At 71.9% G+C, this 16,706-nt stretch carries 14 protein-coding genes; 4 read left to right on the top strand and 10 right to left on the bottom strand.

Going from position 1 to position 16,706, the window contains the following annotated elements; all coding sequences use genetic code 11:
* Nucleotides 1-105: 105 nt before the first annotated feature.
* Together ACWDYF_RS34780 and ACWDYF_RS34775 are read left to right on the top strand one after the other, a co-directional pair.
* The gene (locus ACWDYF_RS34780; protein ID WP_389473589.1) at nt 106-1,515 is read left to right on the top strand and encodes an AI-2E family transporter; all 1,410 of its coding nucleotides are present in this window, start codon (nt 106-108) and stop codon (nt 1,513-1,515) included.
* Nucleotides 1,516-1,654: 139 nt separating this feature from the next.
* Entirely contained in the window at nt 1,655-1,936 is a 282-nt protein-coding gene (locus tag ACWDYF_RS34775; RefSeq protein WP_389473587.1) for a hypothetical protein, read from the top strand.
* Nucleotides 1,937-2,011: 75 nt separating this feature from the next.
* Here ACWDYF_RS34775 and ACWDYF_RS34770 read toward each other — a convergent pair whose 3' ends face one another.
* Together ACWDYF_RS34770 and ACWDYF_RS34765 are read right to left on the bottom strand one after the other, a co-directional pair.
* Nucleotides 2,012-2,545 carry an alkyl hydroperoxide reductase gene (locus ACWDYF_RS34770; protein ID WP_381738319.1) on the bottom strand — a complete coding sequence of 178 codons (534 nt, stop codon included), beginning with the start codon at nt 2,543-2,545 and terminating at the stop codon, nt 2,012-2,014.
* 3 nt (nt 2,546-2,548) lie between these two features.
* Nucleotides 2,549-3,103, bottom strand: coding sequence for a peroxiredoxin (locus tag ACWDYF_RS34765; protein ID WP_381738318.1), 555 nt, complete (start codon nt 3,101-3,103; stop codon nt 2,549-2,551).
* Between the two features lie 133 nt (nt 3,104-3,236).
* On the opposite strand from ACWDYF_RS34765, the gene ACWDYF_RS34760 reads away from it, so the two are divergent.
* A complete protein-coding gene (locus ACWDYF_RS34760) occupies nt 3,237-4,196 on the top strand; it encodes a LysR substrate-binding domain-containing protein (protein ID WP_051576094.1) in 960 nt (319 codons plus the stop codon).
* Between the two features lie 76 nt (nt 4,197-4,272).
* Here ACWDYF_RS34760 and ACWDYF_RS34755 read toward each other — a convergent pair whose 3' ends face one another.
* The 5 genes from ACWDYF_RS34755 to ACWDYF_RS34735 form a co-directional block, all read right to left on the bottom strand.
* Nucleotides 4,273-6,615, bottom strand: coding sequence for an ABC transporter permease (locus ACWDYF_RS34755; protein WP_389473584.1), 2,343 nt, complete (start codon nt 6,613-6,615; stop codon nt 4,273-4,275).
* Nucleotides 6,612-7,301, bottom strand: a complete 690-nt coding sequence (locus ACWDYF_RS34750; protein WP_381738314.1) for an ABC transporter ATP-binding protein — start codon at nt 7,299-7,301, stop codon at nt 6,612-6,614. The genes ACWDYF_RS34755 and ACWDYF_RS34750 overlap by 4 nt, the downstream gene beginning before the upstream one ends.
* Nucleotides 7,298-7,822 carry a PadR family transcriptional regulator gene (locus tag ACWDYF_RS34745; protein WP_026252091.1) on the bottom strand — a complete coding sequence of 175 codons (525 nt, stop codon included), beginning with the start codon at nt 7,820-7,822 and terminating at the stop codon, nt 7,298-7,300. The genes ACWDYF_RS34750 and ACWDYF_RS34745 overlap by 4 nt, the downstream gene beginning before the upstream one ends.
* 171 nt (nt 7,823-7,993) lie before the next feature.
* On the bottom strand, nt 7,994-8,254 hold the full coding sequence (locus tag ACWDYF_RS34740) for a hypothetical protein (protein WP_389473582.1): 261 nt from the start codon (nt 8,252-8,254) through the stop codon (nt 7,994-7,996).
* Complete coding sequence (locus ACWDYF_RS34735; RefSeq protein WP_389473580.1) at nt 8,251-9,192, bottom strand: SPFH domain-containing protein; 942 nt, start codon at nt 9,190-9,192, stop codon at nt 8,251-8,253. The genes ACWDYF_RS34740 and ACWDYF_RS34735 overlap by 4 nt, the downstream gene beginning before the upstream one ends.
* Before the next feature lie 282 nt (nt 9,193-9,474).
* On the opposite strand from ACWDYF_RS34735, the gene ACWDYF_RS34730 reads away from it, so the two are divergent.
* A complete protein-coding gene (locus tag ACWDYF_RS34730) occupies nt 9,475-11,925 on the top strand; it encodes a transglycosylase domain-containing protein (protein WP_389473578.1) in 2,451 nt (816 codons plus the stop codon).
* A 78-nt stretch (nt 11,926-12,003) separates the two neighbouring features.
* On the opposite strand, the gene ACWDYF_RS34725 is transcribed toward ACWDYF_RS34730, so the two are convergent.
* The 3 genes from ACWDYF_RS34725 to ACWDYF_RS34715 form a co-directional block, all read right to left on the bottom strand.
* Nucleotides 12,004-14,190: a SpoIIE family protein phosphatase gene (locus ACWDYF_RS34725; RefSeq protein ID WP_381738309.1), complete on the bottom strand. Its 2,187-nt coding sequence runs from the start codon at nt 14,188-14,190 to the stop codon at nt 12,004-12,006.
* Nucleotides 14,191-14,498: 308 nt separating this feature from the next.
* On the bottom strand, nt 14,499-15,194 hold the full coding sequence (gene fomD / locus ACWDYF_RS34720) for a cytidylyl-2-hydroxypropylphosphonate hydrolase (protein WP_381738308.1): 696 nt from the start codon (nt 15,192-15,194) through the stop codon (nt 14,499-14,501).
* Between the two features lie 73 nt (nt 15,195-15,267).
* Nucleotides 15,268-16,653 carry a class II fumarate hydratase gene (locus tag ACWDYF_RS34715; RefSeq protein ID WP_037888023.1) on the bottom strand — a complete coding sequence of 462 codons (1,386 nt, stop codon included), beginning with the start codon at nt 16,651-16,653 and terminating at the stop codon, nt 15,268-15,270.
* Nucleotides 16,654-16,706 lie beyond the last annotated feature (53 nt).

Genomic DNA, 16,706 nt, shown 5'->3' with positions numbered 1-16,706 from the left:
CGCACCGCCCCTCCCCGTCCTAGGGGGAGGGGCTTTTGCCATGTAGCGTCTGTCGCAACGACTCCAGGGGGCGTGGTGGTCAGAGACGGGGGAAGAGGACGGATCATGTCGCGAGTTCCACAATGGCTCGGCCGGCTCGGCGCCGGACTGAGCGAGATGGGTGAGCGGTTGGACGAGCGGCGGGCCGAGGTGGAGCAGGAACACACCGGGCCCGGTCCCGAGCGCTCCGCCGAACCGGTACCGGCCGCCGGACCCGGACCCGAACCCGAACACGTGACGGTCGTCCCGGCCCGCCCCGACCCCGCTCAGGCCGTGCCCTGGGGTGTGCGGGTCGCCGCCGAGGCCGGCTGGCGCGTCCTCGTCCTCGCCGGCACCGTCTGGGTGCTGATGAAGGTGATCAGCGCCGTCCAGCTCGTGGTGCTGGCCTTCGTCGCCGCGCTGCTGATCACGGCGCTGCTCCAGCCCACCGTGGCCCGGCTGCGCCGCTACGGGCTGCCGCGCGGACCGGCCACCGCGCTCACCGCGATCCTCGGCTTCGTCATCATGGGCCTGATCGGCTGGTTCGTGACCTGGCAGGTCATGGAGAACATCGACAACCTCTCCAACCAGATCCAGGCCGGCATCGACGATCTGCGCAAGTGGCTGCTGAACAGCCCCTTCCACGTCACCGACAAGCAGATCAACCAGATCGCCAAGAGCCTGAGGGACGCCATCGGCGCCAACACCGACCAGATAACGTCGGCCGGTCTGGAGGGCGTCACGGTCATCGTGGAGGCCCTGACCGGGATCCTGCTGACCATGTTCTCGACGCTGTTCCTGCTCTACGACGGACGGCGCATCTGGGAGTGGACGCTGAAGCTGGTGCCGGCGGCGGCCCGTCCGGGAGTGGCCGGGGCCGGTCCGCGCGCCTGGCGCACGCTGACGGCGTATGTGCGCGGCACGGTGATCGTGGCCATGATCGACGCGATCTTCATCGGGCTCGGGATCTACTTCCTGAACGTGCCGATGGCGGTGCCGCTGGCCGTGTTCATCTTCCTGTTCGCCTTCATCCCGCTGGTCGGCGCGGTGGTGTCCGGTGCGCTCGCGGTGGTGGTCGCGCTGGTCACCCAGGGGGTGTTCACCGCGGTGATGACGCTCGTCGTCGTCCTCGCCGTGCAGCAGATCGAGGGCCACATCCTCCAGCCGTTCATCCTGGGCCGCGCGGTGCGGGTGCATCCGCTGGCCGTGGTGCTCTCCGTCGCGGCGGGCGGTCTGGTCGCCGGGATCGGCGGCGCGGTGGTGGCCGTGCCGCTGGTGGCGGTGACCAACACGGTGGTCGGCTATCTGCGGCAGTACGCCCGGGAGGCGGCGCTGCGGCAGACGCAGCGGCAGCCGGCGGGCGCGACCGCCGTGGCCGGGGCACCGGCGGCCCTCCCCGTCGCGGCGGCCCCGGCGGAGCCGTCCGCACCGGCCGTGCCGCCCGGGACCACCCCGCCGTCCACGGGCACCCTGCCGCCCGCCCCCGAGGGGACGTAGCGCGCGGCCGGGGAGCGGGAGCGTCGGCGTGCGCGCCGACGGGCCCCGGGTGACGATGGCTGCGAGACGGCGGGTCCGGACGCGCCGGAGCGCGCGCCCCGCGCGGCCGGGCCGCGGGACGGACGGAGGGCAGGGGCCCATGACCGAGGCGCATGTCGGCCACACCCATCTCTTCCCCGGCGCCCGGGTGCGCGTCGACGGCCTCACCTCCGCGCGGCCCTGCGGGCTGCGGCTGCGCTTCGCCGACGGCGAGGAGGCGGCGGCCGAGGTACTGGTCTCCGCGGCGGGCGAGGCGGCCCTCGCCGTCGAGGCGTACACCACCCGCGCGGGCACCCGGCTGCCCGCCCGCACCTGGACGGTCCGGGAACACGGCGCCGACGACGACGGTCTGACCCTGCGCCTGGGACCGCCGCTCCCGTAGCACCGCCCGCCCGTACGGACGGCGAAGGGCCCCACCCGCACAGCGGATGGGGCCCTTCGGACGTGTGCGCGACCCTCACTCGGAGAGGACGGCCTCCGCCTCCAGCGTCACACCGACGGCCTGCACGACCGAGGCGATCTTGAAGGCTTCCTGGACGACCTCGCGGTCGACGCCCGCCTTGCGCAGCACCTGCTCGTGCGAGTCCAGGCACATGCCGCAGCCGTTGATCGCCGAGACGGCGAAGGACCACAGCTCGAAGTCGGTCTTGTCGACACCGGGGTTGCCGATGACGTTCATCCGCAGCCCGGCGCGCAGGGTGCCGTACTCGTGGTCCGACAGCAGGTGCCGGGTGCGGTAGAAGACGTTGTTCATCGCCATGACGGCGGCCGCGGACTTGGCGGCCGTGTACGCCTCCGGCGTGAGGTTCGCCTTCGCCTCCGGCTCCAGCTCGCGCAGCACGATCGGCGAACGCGAGGCGATGGCCGTGGCCAGCACCGTGCCCCACAGCTGCTGCGCGGGCAGGTCGCTGTTGCCGATGACCGAGCCCAGGTTGAGCCGCAGGTCCTTGGCGTAGTCCGGGACGGCGGCCTTCAGGGAGTCGAGGGACATGCCTCACTCACCAGCCAGCAGCGCGACCGGGTCGAGGGTCTCGTCGCCCTTGCTCCAGTTGCACGGGCACAGCTCGTCCGTCTGGAGCGCGTCCAGGACCCGCAGGACCTCCTTGGGGTTACGGCCGACCGAGCCCGCCGTCACCATGGAGAACTGGATCTCGTTGTTCTGGTCCACGACGAAGACCGCGCGCTTGGCGAAGCCGTCCTCGCCCTCGATGCCCAGGTCGCGCATCAGCTCGTGCCTGGAGTCGGCCATCATCGGGAAGGGCAGGTCGCGCAGGTCGTCGTGGTCCTTGCGCCAGGCGTGGTGGACGAACTCCGAGTCACCGGAGAAGCCGAGGATCTGGGCGTCGCGGTCGGCGAACTCGTCGTTCAGCTTGCCGAAGGCCGCGATCTCGGTCGGGCACACGAAGGTGAAGTCCTTGGGCCAAGCGAAGATCACCTTCCACTTGCCCTCGTAGGTCTTGTGGTCGATCTTCTCGAACTCGGCGCCCTTCTCCAGCGAGACGCAGGCGGTCAGTTCGAACTCGGGGAACTTGTCACCGACAGTGAGCACACGCTCTCCTTGCAGCGAAGAAACACGGGTATTGCTCGTGTTTCCCATGGGTTGGACCTCGATGATGTTGGCACAGACTCGATTGATTACGGAAATAGCTACACTCGGTCGTGTTGATCGGAGGTAGTTATCAGTGACTGTCGGTAATGCCGCACGGCGCAGGCCCCTGCCCAGCCTCTCCCAGCTCCGCGCCTTCGCGGCCGTCGCCGAGCATCTGCACTTCCGGGACGCGGCCGCCGCGATCGGCATGAGCCAGCCGGCGCTCTCCGGTGCCGTCTCCGCCCTGGAGGAGACCCTCGGTGTGACGCTGGTGGAGCGCACGACCCGCAAGGTGCTGCTCTCGCCCGCCGGTGAACGCCTCGCCGTGCGGGCCAGGGCGGTCCTGGACGAGGTCGGCGCGCTGATCGAGGACGCCGAGGCGGTCCGGGCGCCCTTCACCGGCGTGCTGCGCCTCGGCGTCATCCCCACCGTCGCGCCCTATCTGCTGCCCACGGTCCTGCGCCTGGTCCACGACCGCTATCCCGACCTCGACCTCCAGGTCCACGAGGAGCAGACCGCGAGCCTGCTGGACGGGCTGTCCGGCGGCCGCCTCGACCTGCTGCTGCTCGCCGTGCCGCTCGGTGTCCCCGGCGTCACCGAACTGCCGCTGTTCGACGAGGACTTCGTCCTGGTCACCCCGCTCGACCACCGGCTCGGCGGCCGCGAGGGCATACCCCGCGAGTCCCTCAGGGAACTGAACCTGCTGCTCCTGGACGAGGGGCACTGCCTGCGCGACCAGGCGCTGGACATCTGCCGCGAGGCCGGGCGCGAGGACGCCCCGGTGACCACCACCGCCGCCGGTCTGTCCACCCTGGTCCAGCTCGTCGCCGGGGGCCTGGGCTGCACCCTGCTGCCGCGCACCGCGCTCAAGGTGGAGATCTCCCGCAGCAACCAGCTCCTCACCGGCTACTTCGCCGATCCCGCCCCGGCCCGCCGGATCGCCCTGGCCATGCGCACCGGCGCCGCCCGCGCCGCCGAGTACACCCAGCTCGCCACCGCCCTGCGCACCGATCTGCGCGCCCTGCCGGTCCGGGTCCTGGACGCCGGGGCCTGACCGGGAGAACGGCCCCGGGCCCCGCCCCGGTGCGGGGAGGGGCCCAGGGCCGGTGCGCCGGTGCGCCGGACGGAGGTCACTCCGTACGCAGGCCCTCCGGGCGCATCATGCGCAGCAGCGGCGGCATGCTGAGCACCGCGACCGCGACCGCGATCGCCGCGCCCATACCGGTCATGGTCAGCACGCTCGGCCAGTCGATGCCGACGGTCGTGGCCGTCATCTTCAGCAGGACCGTGCCCAGGGTGAGGCCCACGGCCAGGGACAGCAGCAGTCCGAGGGTGATCGGAACGACCGTCTGCCACAGCACGGACAGGCTCAGCGTGCGCCGCCGGGTGCCGAAGGCGACCAGCGCCGACAGCAGCTTCCTGCGCTCGCGCAACTGCTCCAGCTGGGACACCAGCAGGCTCGCGCCGATCAGCGCCAGCACACAGACCGCGCCGATCAGCAGCCCGGTGCGGATCGAGGCGAACTTCTTGGACACGTCGTTGCGCGTCCAGGTCGTCACGTTGGCCAGCCGGTCCACCCGTGCGGCGGTGTTGCGCACCTGGTCGCGGGCGTCGCGCACCGACTCGTCGAGCGAGACGTAGACCTGAGTGCCGGCCTTCTTCGCGACCGCCGCCGGCACCGCGCCGCGGGTCAGCAGGAAGCCGCCGTGCTCCATGCCGGTGGGGTCCTTGATGGCGTGCACCGTCTTCAGGCCCTGCGGCACGGTCCAGCGCACCTCGCTGCTGGGCTCCGCGCCCTGGGAGCTGTCCATGAAGAGCTTCTTGCCGGACTTGGCGAGCGCCGGGGTGTCGGTGTCGTAGTCGACGCCCCGGACGACGAAGACGTCGCCGTCGCGGCAGGTGGGCAGCTTCGCCACCTCGCGCAGGGAGGCGCAGTTGCCGATGGTGACCTCGGAGCTCTGCTGGGGCCCGTCGGACGCCGTGTGGGAGGTGGCGCTGACGTTGGCGCCCGACAGGGCGACCGCCCTCGTCACGCCCCGGGTCGCCAGGAAGTCGGCGACGGCCGGGTCGGTGGCGACCCCGTGCGAGAGCTGCACCTGGATCTGGGCCCGGTCCAGGTCGTTCTTGGACGCCTTGGTGTAGTCGCCCTGGACGCCCGCGAAGAGCATCTGGAGGGCGATGGCACCGGCCACCGCGACCGAGATGCCGTTCACGGTGCGGGCCGCGGTGCCGCTGCTGAGCTGGAGCCGCCGTACGGCGAGCTGCCAGGAGACCGAGCCGCTGCCCAGCCGGGCGACGACCGCCTCCACGATCCACGGCAGCAGCGCGGTCACGCCGACCAGCAGCAGGATGACACCGCCGGAGACCAGGAACTGGTTGAAGTTCCCGTCCCCGCGCCCCTTGCCGATCATCGGGGCGAGCATCGCCAGACCGGCCACCGGCAGCACCAGCCGCCACCACAGGCGGCGCCGCGAGGGCTTGGCCGTGCGGACCACGCCGAGCGGTTCGATGACCACACCGCGCAGCGCGAGCAGGGTGACCAGCACCGCCGCTGCCGGGACGGCGACGGCGACCAGCGCGGCCAGCGCGGGCGTCGGGTTGAGGTAGCTGGGGAACACGCTGATCCCGACGACCTCCACCGAACCCGCCGCCTCACGGCCGATCAGGAAGAAGAGCGCGCCGAAGACCAGTCCGAGCAGCGAGCCCGCCAGTGCCTCGCCCGCCGCGATCCGGCGGGTCATCCGGCTGTCGGAGCCGACCAGCCGCAGCGCGGCCAGCCTGCGGTCGCGCCGCTCGCCGCCGAAGCGCACGGCCGCCGTGATGAACACGGCCACCGGCATCAGCAGCACCACGAAGACGACCAGCACCAGCAGGATCAGCACCGGGTCGCGCGCCTCGGGCGTGTGGTTGGGGGAGCCGTACTCGGTGAGCCGGGCCGTCTTCCAGCCGTCCATGTACGACGCGAGGCCCTGGGCCCCGGCGTAGTAGGCGAGTTCCTGCGAGCCGATGAGCCCGTCCTCGCCGATCGTCCCGGCGATCCGGTACGGCAGCCGCTTGCGCAGCAGTTCGCCGTCACCGGACTCCAGCAGCTTCTTCAGCGCGGGGGAGACGACCATGTCGCCCACCGCCGGGTACGCGCCGACCCCGGGGGGAAGCGCGGCCCGCGGCCCCTCCGGCTCCACCAGGCGGCCGCGGATCTCCTTGTCCTTGAAGGTGGTGTCGATGTCGGAGATGACGAAGGTGTTGGCGGCCTTGGCCGGCCTGTTCTGGCTGTACGTGTAGTCGGAGCGGGCCTCGTCGCGCTGGTGGCGCACCGACAGCGCGTCGGGGATCGCGGTGGTCAGCAGCAGCAGCGCCACACCGAGCCCGACGCCGACGGCCGTCAGCAGCACCCGGGTCCAGCCCTCGCGCCCGCCGGTGAAGGCGAACTTGGCGCCCATGCTGAGATCACGGGCCCACTGGCGGGCGGTCATACGATGCGCTCCATGTCCCGGGACTTGCCGTCGCGGACGACGATCTCGCGGTCGGAGTACGCGGCCACCCGCGCCTCGTGCGTGACCAGCACGACGGCGGCGTTGGTGGACCGGGCGGCCTCGGTGAGCAGTTCCATCACGCGCTCGCCGTTGAGCGAGTCGAGGGCGCCGGTCGGCTCGTCGGCGAACAGCACCCGCGGGCCGGTGACCAGCGAGCGGGCGACGGCGACGCGCTGCCCCTGACCGCCGGAGACCTCGCCGGGCCGCTTCTTGGCGAGGTCGTCGACCTCCAGGCGGCTCATCCACTTCAGCGCGGCGCGCTCGGCCTCCTTGCGCGGGGTGCCGCTCAGCCGCAGCGGAAGGGCGACGTTCTCCACGCAGGTCAGCTCGGGCACGAGCTGGCCGAACTGGAAGACGAAGCCGAACTCCGAGCGCCTGAGCGCACTGCGCTGGGCGTCGGTCATGGTGGACAGCTCACGGCCGTCGTAGAGGATCGAACCCGAGTCCGGGGTGACGATCCCGGCCAGGCAGTGCAGCAGCGTGGACTTGCCGGAGCCGGAGGGGCCCATCACCGCGACGACCTCGCCGGGGTGGATGGAGAAGTCGGCGCCGTCCAGCGCGGGGGTGGCGCCGTAGGCCTTGTACAGGTTCTCGGCAGACAACAGGGAGCCGGGGGGAGGAGTCACCGGGTCACCGCCTCACGGAGTTTTTCGAGGCGCGCGGCGGTGAGTTCGAGCCACCGCAGGTCGGCCTCCAGATGGAACAGGGCATGGTCGCAGATCAGCTGGTCGGCCAGGTCGCCCTTGCGCTTGCGGTCGGTGAGGATCCGCATGCTGCGCAGGTGCTCGCTGCGCTGGGTGTCGAGGACGTCGGCCGCGTCGCGCTCGGTGAGCAGCGCCAGGACGACCTTGGTGTAGAGGGTCGACTGGAGGTACGGCTCGGGCTTCTCGGGGGTGGCCAGCCACTGCTCGACATCGGTGATGCCGGCCTCGGTGATGGCGTAGCGCTTGCGTTCGGGGCCGCCGCCGGCCTCGATCCCGTCGACTTCGACGAGGCCGTTCTTCAGCAGCCGCGACATCGTCGAGTAGACCTGGCCGTAGTGCAGCGGCCGGTCGTGACCGAACGTCTCGTCGAAGGCCCGCTTCAGGTCGTAGCCGTGGCGTGGCCCGGACTCCAGGAGACCCAGGAGGGTGTGACCGATGGACATGCGGAGCACTCTACACACCGCGTATACACACCATGTATACGCCCAGTGTGTAGAGGATCTTGGAAGGGTGGTCGAAGGGGTGAAAGCCCAGGTCAGGGCCTATTGTCACGGTTCCGCTACGGGCGGCGGGCGCTATCGGGAAGGGGTACGGCCCCGAGCGGAACCGGAGGGCTACTGCGGGCGCGGCGGGGTGTTGCGCGGGGGGCGGCCGCGGCGCGGCAGCGGGCCGGTCTCGCCCGGCAGGCGGCCCGCCTCGGCGAGGGCGCGGCGCAGCAGGAACTCGATCTGGGCGTTGGCCGACCGCAGCTCGTCGGAGGCCCAGCGCGCGAGCGCGTCGTAGACCGACGGGTCCAGCCGCAGCAGCACCTGCTTGCGCTGCTGCGGCCGCCGCCGGGGGGCGGCTCCCTCGGACGGATCCGTCGCGGAGGTCACTGGTAGAGCGTCCCGGTGTTGAGGACGGGCTGGGGCGCCCGGTCCCCGCACAGCACGACCATCAGGTTCGACACCATCGCCGCCTTCCGCTCCTCGTCGAGTTCCACGATGTCCTGCTCGGCGATCCGGCTGAGCGCCGCCTCGACCATGCCGACCGCGCCGTCCACGATCTCCCGCCGGGCCGCGACGACCGCGCCGGCCTGCTGGCGCTGGAGCATCGCGGAGGCGATCTCGGGAGCGTACGCGAGATGGGTGAAGCGGGACTCGATGATCCGCACACCGGCGGCCTCCACGCGCGCGTGCAGTTCGACGGCGAGCTTCTCGGTGATCTCCTCGGCGTTGCCGCGCAGCGACAGCTCGTCCTCGTCGTGGGCGTCGTAGGGGTACTCGATGGCGATGTGGCGGACCGCGGCCTCGGTCTGGGTGGAGACGAACTCCAGGTAGTTGTCCACCTCGAAGGACGCCTGCGCGGTGTCCTGGACGTTCCACACCACGACCGCGGCCAGCTCGATCGGGTTGCCGTAGGCGTCGTTGACCTTCAGTACAGCGGTCTCGTGGTTGCGCACCCGGGTGGAGATCTTCTCCCGGGAGGTGAGCGGGTTCACCCAGCGCAGGCCGTCCTCGCGGATGGTGCCCCGGTAGCGCCCGAAGAGCTGGACGACGCGGGCCTCGCCCGGCGCCACGGTGTTCAGCCCGCACATGGAGAACAGCGCCGCGACGCCGACGAGCACGCCGACGGTGATCAGCGCGGCCTTGGCGCCGGTGCCGGTCACGGCGGCGCCGGCCGGGATCAGCGCACCGGCGATCAACAGCCCGAGCAGTCCGAGCAGCAGGGCGAGGCCGCCCTTGATGCTGTGCGCGGTGAACTCCCGGACCCGCGGCGCGGGCATCTCGGGCGCGTCTGCCGTGGTCACCGCGGGTGGGGTGGGTGCGGACATGGTGGATCCCCCGTTTCTCGTGGACGTCAGGAGCAGATGGGAACAGCCAGGATGGAGCGGAACGCGAAAGCATCTGCTTATCTAAGTGATATCACTTTATCGGCTCACGGCAACCCTCAACCGGCCCCGGACGTCGGTTCACTTGACGGCGGGTGCTGATTGTCACGTCCGTAAAAGCACGGATCGGGGGCCCTTTGTCACAGAGAGCGGTGTTAGTTTTCTGAGCTGATCTGAACGTCGTACGCAAGTGACAGCCGAGACGGAAGCGGAGCGGACGGACGCATGGGACGAGCGGAAGAGAGACGAGCGCGACAGCGCGGTGGCCGCCGCGCGGCGCCCAGGCGCTCGTCCGGGACACCGGCGGCCGGCGTCGGAGGCGGCAGCGCGCAGCCCGGTGCCGGGACCGGTCCCGCGGGCGGTGCCCCGGGCGGCCGGGCCGCGGCCCGGCGCGCGGCGGCCCGGCCCGCCAAGGCGAAGAAGAGCCTCATACGCCGGCTGTTCACCTGGAAGAAGATCCTCGGCACGGTCCTCGGCGTCTGCCTGCTCGGCATCGGCGCCTTCGTCGTGCTCTACATGCTCGTGGACATCCCGCAGGGCAACGCCGCCGCCGAGCGGCAGAGCAACGTCTACAAGTACAGCGACGGCACCGTCCTCGCCCGGGACGGCGAGGTCAACCGCGAGAGCGTGTCGCTGGACAAGGTGCCCAAGGAAGTCCAGCACACCTTTGTCGCCGCCGAGAACAAGTCCTTCTACCACGACTCCGGCATCGACCTGAAGGGCACCACCCGCGGTCTGCTCAACACGCTGACCGGCAAGGGCACCCAGGGCGGCTCGACGATCACCCAGCAGTACGTCAAGAACTACTACCTCACCCAGGACCAGACCGTCACGCGCAAGCTGAAGGAACTGGTCATCTCGCTGAAGGTGGACCGGCGCGAGTCCAAGGACGAGATCCTCGCCGGATACATCAACACCAGCTACTACGGCCGCGGCGCCTACGGCGTCCAGGCCGCCGCGCAGGCGTACTACCGCGTGGACGCGCAGCATCTGACCGTCGAACAGGGCGCCTATCTCGCCGCGCTGCTCCAGGCGCCGAGCCAGTACGACTGGGCGGTCGCCGGACCCAACGGCAAGCGGCTGGTGCAGGCCCGCTGGAACTACGTCCTGGACAACATGGTCGGCCAGCACTGGCTCGACGCCGCCAAGCGCAAAACCATGAAGTTCCCGGTGCCCAAGGAGCCCAGGGGCGCGCCGGGCCTCGGCGGCCAGAAGGGCTATCTGATCGACCTGGCCAACAAGCAGCTCGAACAGCAGCTGATGAAGGAACAGGGCATCACCCAGGCCCAGGCCGAGGCGGCCGTCGTCGACCGCGGCTGGACCATCACGGTCAACATCGACAAGAAGAAGCAGGCCGCGCTGGAGAGCGCCGTCAAGAAGCAGCTCACCGGCAAGCTGGACCCGAAGAAGCGCAAGGCCGACAAGAACGTCCAGGCGGGCGCGGTCTCCGTCGACCCGAGGACGGGCAAGATCGTCGCCCTGTACGGCGGCCAGGACTACTTCAAGCACTACTCCAGCAACGCCACCCGGCGGGACTTCCAGCCGGCCTCCACCTTCAAGCCGGTGATCCTCGCCGCCGCCCTGGACGAGGAGGCCAAGACGCAGGACGGCCTGCCGATCGACGCCAACACCGTCTACGACGGCACCAGCGGCCGGCAGGCCGTGGACCACGGCAGCAAGGTCGGCTTCGGCCCGCCCAACGAGGACCACGTCAGCTACGGCCAGATCACCGTCCAGTCCGCGATGAACAAGTCGGTCAACTCCGTCTTCGCGCAAATGGGCATCGACGTCGGCATGAAGAACGTGATGTCCGTCGCGGACAAGCTCGGCATGGACACCAAGGGCATGCAGGCCGTGCCCGCCCAGACGCTCGGCTCCATGGGCGCCAGCCCGCTGGAGATGGCGGCGATCTACGCGACCCTCGACAACCACGGCAAGAAGGTCACCCCGACCATCGTCGCCTCGGCCGAGAACGGCACCCGCAAGGTGGAGATGCCGGACGCGGTAGGCGGCCAGGCCATCACCCGGGAGGCCGCCGACACGGTCACCTCGGTGCTGACCGGCGTGGTCGACGACGGTACGGCGAAGACCTCGGTGGCCGACAACCCGCTGCGCGAGGACCAGCAGGTCGCGGGCAAGACGGGTACCTCCGACGAGAACAAGTCCGCCTGGTTCACCGGCTACACGCCCGGCCTGGTCACCTCGGTCGGCCTCTTCGGCGAGGAGCCGGCGGCGCCCTACCGGCATGTGAGCCTGGCCGGTGCCACCGGCCTGATCCCGGGCAGCGGCCGGATCAACGGCGGTGGCTACCCGGCGCAGATCTGGGCCGAGTACACCTTCGGCGTCATGGGCGACACCAGCAAGTTCGACCTGGACACCACGCAGGGCGCGGCCAAGCAGACGCCCAGCCTGCCGCCGACGTCGTCCCAGTCGCCGAGCCACTCCCCGTCGCAGTCGCCCTCGCAGTCGCCGAGCCACTCCCCGACGCAGTCGTCGCAGTCGCCGAGCCACTCCCCGTCGCAGTCGCCGAGCCACAGCCCGTCGCAGTCGCCGACGCATTCGCCGACCGCGCCCGACCCGTCCGACAGCAGCACCGCCGGGAACCCCCCGGACCCGGACGAGCAGCAACAGCCGCACGACCAGCACCAGCTGCACGACCGGCAGCCCGCCGGCTGACCCGCGGCACGACGGCGGAGAGCCGGGAGCGGGACACCCCCCGGGGGGTGTCCCGCTCCCGGCTCTCCGTCCGTGTCCCTACGGCTGGCCGCGGTGCAGCTCGAACCAGACCACCTTGCCGGTGCTCAGCCGGGTCGCGCCCCAGCGCCGGGCCAGCCGGTTCACCAGATACAGGCCCCGGCCGCCCTCGTCGGTGGCGCGCGCCTGCCGCAGCCGCGGCAGCTGCGGCACGTCGTCGCCGACCTCGCAGCGCAGCACGTCGGTGCGGAGCAGCCGCAGCGTCACCGGCCGCGAGGCGTACCGCACGGCGTTGGTGACGACCTCGCTGACCAGCAGCTCCACCGAGTCGGTCAGCTCCTCCAGACCCCAGCGGGACAGCGCCCGGCGGGCCAGGCGGCGGGCCCGGGAGGGCGCGGAGTCCTCCGGCTCCAGGAACCAGTACGCCACATCGCTCGGCGCGATCCCGTCGAAGCGGGCGGCGAGCAGCGCGATGTCGTCGTCCCGGTCGCCCGGACCGAGCATGTCCAGCACCTCGTCGCACAGGGCTTCCAGCGGCGGCGGATGGTCCGGGCCGGTGAGCTGCGCGGTCGCGGCCAGCTTCTCGCGCAGCTGCTCTATGCCGGTCCACACGTCCCGCAGCCGGGACTCCACCAGACCGTCGGTGTACAGCAGCAGCGTGCCGCCGGCCGGTGCGTCCAGCTCCACCGCCTCGAAGTCCACCCCGCCGACGCCGATCGGCGCGCCCGGCGGCACCCGCAGCACCTCGGCCCGGCCGCCCAGATGCAGCAGGACCGGCGGCGGATGACCGGCGTTGGCGATGGTGATGCGGTGCGAGACCGGGTCGTAGACCGCGTACAGACAGGTCGCCATGCGGTCGGTGCCCAGCCGCTGCGCCTGCTCGTCCAGGTGGTGCAGCACCTCCTGCGGGGGCAGGTCGAGGCCCGCCAGGGTCTGCGCGGTCGTGCGCAGCTGGCCCATGATGGCCGCCGACGTCATGGAGTGTCCCATCACGTCCCCGACGACCAGGGCGACCCGGCTGCCGGGCAGCGGGATCGCGTCGTACCAGTCGCCGCCCACCCGCGCGGTCTCCGCCGCCGGAAGATAGCGCGACGCCAGCCGTACGCCGGTGGGGCGGGGCAGCGTCTCCGGGAGCATGGTCCGCTGGAGCTCGTCGGCGATGTACGCCTCGCGCCCGTACAGCACGGCCTTGTCGACGCCGAGCGCGCTGTGCGTGGCGAGCTGGGCGGCGACCAGCAGGTCGTCGCCCTCGAAGGCGGGCCGGTCCGGGCGGCGCAGGAAGAGCGCCGCGCCGATGACCCGGCGCCGCCCGCGCAGCGGGGCGAGGATCGTGCGCTGTCCGCGCGGCACGGCCAGCTCCGAGCCCTCGCCGAGGAGTTCGGCCAGCGCGGCGCCCGCGGACGGGGTGTCGGTGAACACCGGCCGCACCCCGCGCAGCACCTCGCCGAGCGCGCTGCCCGGCCGCACCTCGCACAGCTCGTTGGTGACCACGGACAGCTCGGCCGGCTGCTCGGGCGCGGGCACCGGCAGGAAACCCACCTCGGCGTCCCGCTCGGACGGGATCCGGTCGGTGCGCCGCAGCCGCAGCACCAGCGGGCCCACCGGCCGTTCGTCGCCCACCGGCAGCGGCTCGCGCAGATAGACCAGGATCGCGTCGGAGAAGGTCGGCACGGTCGCCCGGCACAGCCCCATGACGATCTCGTCCAGGTCCATGCCGCGCGCGATGCGCCGCGTCGCCGCGCCCACGAACCGCAGCCGGTCCCCGTCGCGCCGCATCGGCAGCGGCCGTCCGGGCGGCAGCCCCTGGCCGGTACGGCGGTCGGAGTCGCCCTGGGCGCGCCGGTCGGGGCCGCCCGGTGCGCCCGGCGCGGGGGCGGCGCCGTCGGCCGTCACGGAGAGCGCCTCGGCGTCCTCCGCGGTGCGTGCCGCCGCGTCCGGCTGGGCGGGGATGCCCTCCGGGACGGGGCGCGGCCGGTGCGGGTCCGGTTCGGCGGCCACCGGCTGGGAGTGCTCGGGCCCCGGTCCGGGCGGCCCGCCCGCGGCGGGCGCCGCACCGGGGCGCACGGGAGCGGCCGGGGGCTCACCGTCGGCGCCGCGCGCCGCCGGGCAGGGGGCCGCGTCCTCCGGCCGCGCTTGCAGCGGTAAGGCCGCCTGCGGCGGTTCGGGGGTACGCAGAACCGCCCCGCGGGGCTCCGTGGGGTCGGCGCCCGGCTGAGGGCGTTCGAAGGAGGTCGGCTGCTCCGTCACGCGTGTCGAATCCATCCGTCCGGGGCTGCGCGCCGGGCGCGCAGTTCGTCCCGCCGAAGACCCGATACCCGGAATACGTGCCCCAGGAACGGATTTCCGGCGTGGTCAGAGGCTGTTCCTGTGCCACCGGCGGGTCCTGTGCGGCCCGCTCGGGTCGTGCCCTCGTACCCCTCGCTCACGTCCTGCCGCCCCTCGGTGACATACGGTCAGACTCCGCACCGGCTGCGCACGTTGCGCCGGTCATGTGCCTCCCTGCGCCCTTGCGGAGGACGATCCTACGTTTCCCGACCGGGGGCGCATCAAGGGTCTCATGAGGACACATGCGCGGGCGTACGATCCCAGTCCTGCGGCAGTGACGGTACCGGCCAGGACGGATCCGGTCGCCACCGCGGCCAGTTCTCGCGGAACGGCGCACCCCAGGAACCGATCACCGCCACCGCCGCCCGGCCGGCCTCCCGTACCCGTCCGGCCAGCTCGGCGTCCATCAGACCGTCCCGCTGGGCCTGCGCGAACTCGTCCTCGTCGCGCCAGTGCCAACTGCGGTCCGGGTGCACGGAGATGTCCAGAAAGTGGTCCTCGGAGTCGACGCCGCCCGCCCAGCGGGCCAGGGGTTCCTCCAGGTTCACGTACCAGTTCTTGAACTGCCAGCCCGGCTCCCAGAACAGCCACACCGACCAGGGCTCACCGGGCCGGGCCAGCTTCAGCACCCCGGTGCCGAACCACCGGTCCCGCTGCACCGCGCGCGGCTTGGTGTAGCGGGACTCCAGCGGCTCCAGATGGACGGGCGTGCCGTCGGCGAGGACGGGCTTGACGCACTCGGTGCCCGGCGCCAGCCACACCGCGAGCAGCTCGGCGTCGTCCCGGACGACGGTCACGGGCCGCGCGATGTGGAAGCCCGTGCCGCCGTTCTCCCGGTAGCGCCACAGGATCTGGCTCCCGGGCGCCCAGCGGGCCGCCCGGCCGCCCGCTCCCGCTTCGCTCACCGCCGCGTCGTCGTCTGCCATGGAGAGATATTAGGTGGGAAGGCCATCGGGCGCTGCGGTGGGCGGCAGGGTTCACACGCGCGCGGCGGCGCCGTCACGGACGCGTCATGCGCAGCACGTCCAGCGCCTCGTCGAGCTGCTCCGCGGTGAGGTCGCCGCGCTCCACGTACCCGCTCTCCAGGACGACCTGACGGATCGTCTTCTGCTCCGCGAGCGCCTTCTTGGCGACCTTCGCGGCCTCCTCGTAGCCGATGTACTTGTTGAGCGGGGTGACCACCGACGGCGAGGACTCGGCGTACTCGCGGGCCCGCTCCCGGTGGGCGGTGACGCCGTCCACGGTGCGGTCGGCCAGCAGCCGCGAGACGTTGGCCAGCAGCCGGACGGACTCCAGCACGTTCTTCGCGATGACCGGCAGCATCACGTTCAGCTCGAAGTTGCCGGCGGCGCCCGCGGTGGCCACGGTCGCGTCGTTGCCGACGACCTGCGCGGCGACCATCAGGACGGCCTCGGGGATGACCGGGTTGACCTTGCCGGGCATGATCGAGGAGCCGGGCTGGAGGTCGGGCAGGGAGATCTCGGCGAGCCCGGTGCGCGGCCCGGAGGACATCCAGCGCAGATCGTTGGCGATCTTCGTCAGACCCACGGCGATGGTCCGCAGCTGCCCGCTGGTCTCCACGATCCCGTCGCGCGCGCCCTGCGCCTCGAAGTGGTCGCGGGCCTCGGTGAGCGGCAGCCCGGTGGTGCGGGCCACCTCCTCGATGACGGCCGCCGAGAAGCCGGGCGGGGTGTTGATGCCGGTGCCGACGGCGGTGCCGCCCAGCGGCAGCTCGGCCAGCCGGGGCAGGGAGGCGCGCAGCCGCTCCACGCCGTAGCGCACCTGTGCCGCGTACCCGCCGAACTCCTGGCCCAGGGTGACGGGCGTGGCGTCCATCAGGTGCGTACGCCCCGACTTCACCACGTCGGCGAACTCCTCGGCCTTGCGCGTGAGCGCGTCCGCGAGGTGGTCGAGGGCCGGGATCAGGTCCCGGGTGACGGCGGCGGTGGCCGCGATGTGGATCGAGGAGGGGAAGACGTCGTTGGAGGACTGGGAGGCGTTGACGTGGTCGTTGGGGTGGACGTCGCGGCCGAGCCGCTCGGTCGCCAGGGTGGCCAGCACCTCGTTGGTGTTCATGTTCGACGAGGTGCCGGAACCCGTCTGGAAGACGTCCACCGGGAAGTGCTCGTCCCATGTGCCCTCGGCGACCTCGTCGGCCGCCGACCTGATCGCCTGCGCGACGTCCTCGTCGAGCACGCCCAGCTCCGCGTTGACCTTGGCGGCGGCGCCCTTGATCCGCGCGAGCGCCTCGATGTGCGCGCGCTCGATCCGCTGCCCGGAGACGGGGAAGTTCTCCACGGCCCGCTGCGTCTGCGCCCGCCACTTGGCGTCCGCGGGAACCCTGACCTCGCCCATGGAGTCGTGCTCGATACGGTATTCGCTCATACCGGGTACAGCGTGCCGGGCGGTGCGGTTGTTCCGTCACTGGGCCGAACGAG

It is taken from the genome of Streptomyces sp. NPDC003284 (assembly GCF_053589675.1).
The sequence above is the reverse complement of the archived record's forward strand: the minus strand, read 5'-3'. Positions and strand labels throughout refer to the sequence as shown.

Bases quoted from the DNA above. Each gene is read 5' to 3' on its own strand.
- ACWDYF_RS34775 (WP_389473587.1), top strand. From the start codon at position 1,655: ATGACCGAGGCGCATGTCGGCCACACCCATCTCTTCCCCGGCGCCCGG.
- ACWDYF_RS34770 (WP_381738319.1), bottom strand. From the start codon at position 2,545: ATGTCCCTCGACTCCCTGAAGGCCGCCGTCCCGGACTACGCCAAGGAC.
- ACWDYF_RS34715 (WP_037888023.1), bottom strand. From the start codon at position 16,653: ATGAGCGAATACCGTATCGAGCACGACTCCATGGGCGAGGTCAGGGTT.
- ACWDYF_RS34745 (WP_026252091.1), bottom strand. From the start codon at position 7,822: ATGTCCATCGGTCACACCCTCCTGGGTCTCCTGGAGTCCGGGCCACGC.
- ACWDYF_RS34780 (WP_389473589.1), top strand. From the start codon at position 106: ATGTCGCGAGTTCCACAATGGCTCGGCCGGCTCGGCGCCGGACTGAGC.
- fomD (WP_381738308.1), bottom strand. From the start codon at position 15,194: ATGGCAGACGACGACGCGGCGGTGAGCGAAGCGGGAGCGGGCGGCCGG.
- ACWDYF_RS34755 (WP_389473584.1), bottom strand. From the start codon at position 6,615: ATGACCGCCCGCCAGTGGGCCCGTGATCTCAGCATGGGCGCCAAGTTC.
- ACWDYF_RS34730 (WP_389473578.1), top strand. From the start codon at position 9,475: ATGGGACGAGCGGAAGAGAGACGAGCGCGACAGCGCGGTGGCCGCCGC.
- ACWDYF_RS34735 (WP_389473580.1), bottom strand. From the start codon at position 9,192: ATGTCCGCACCCACCCCACCCGCGGTGACCACGGCAGACGCGCCCGAG.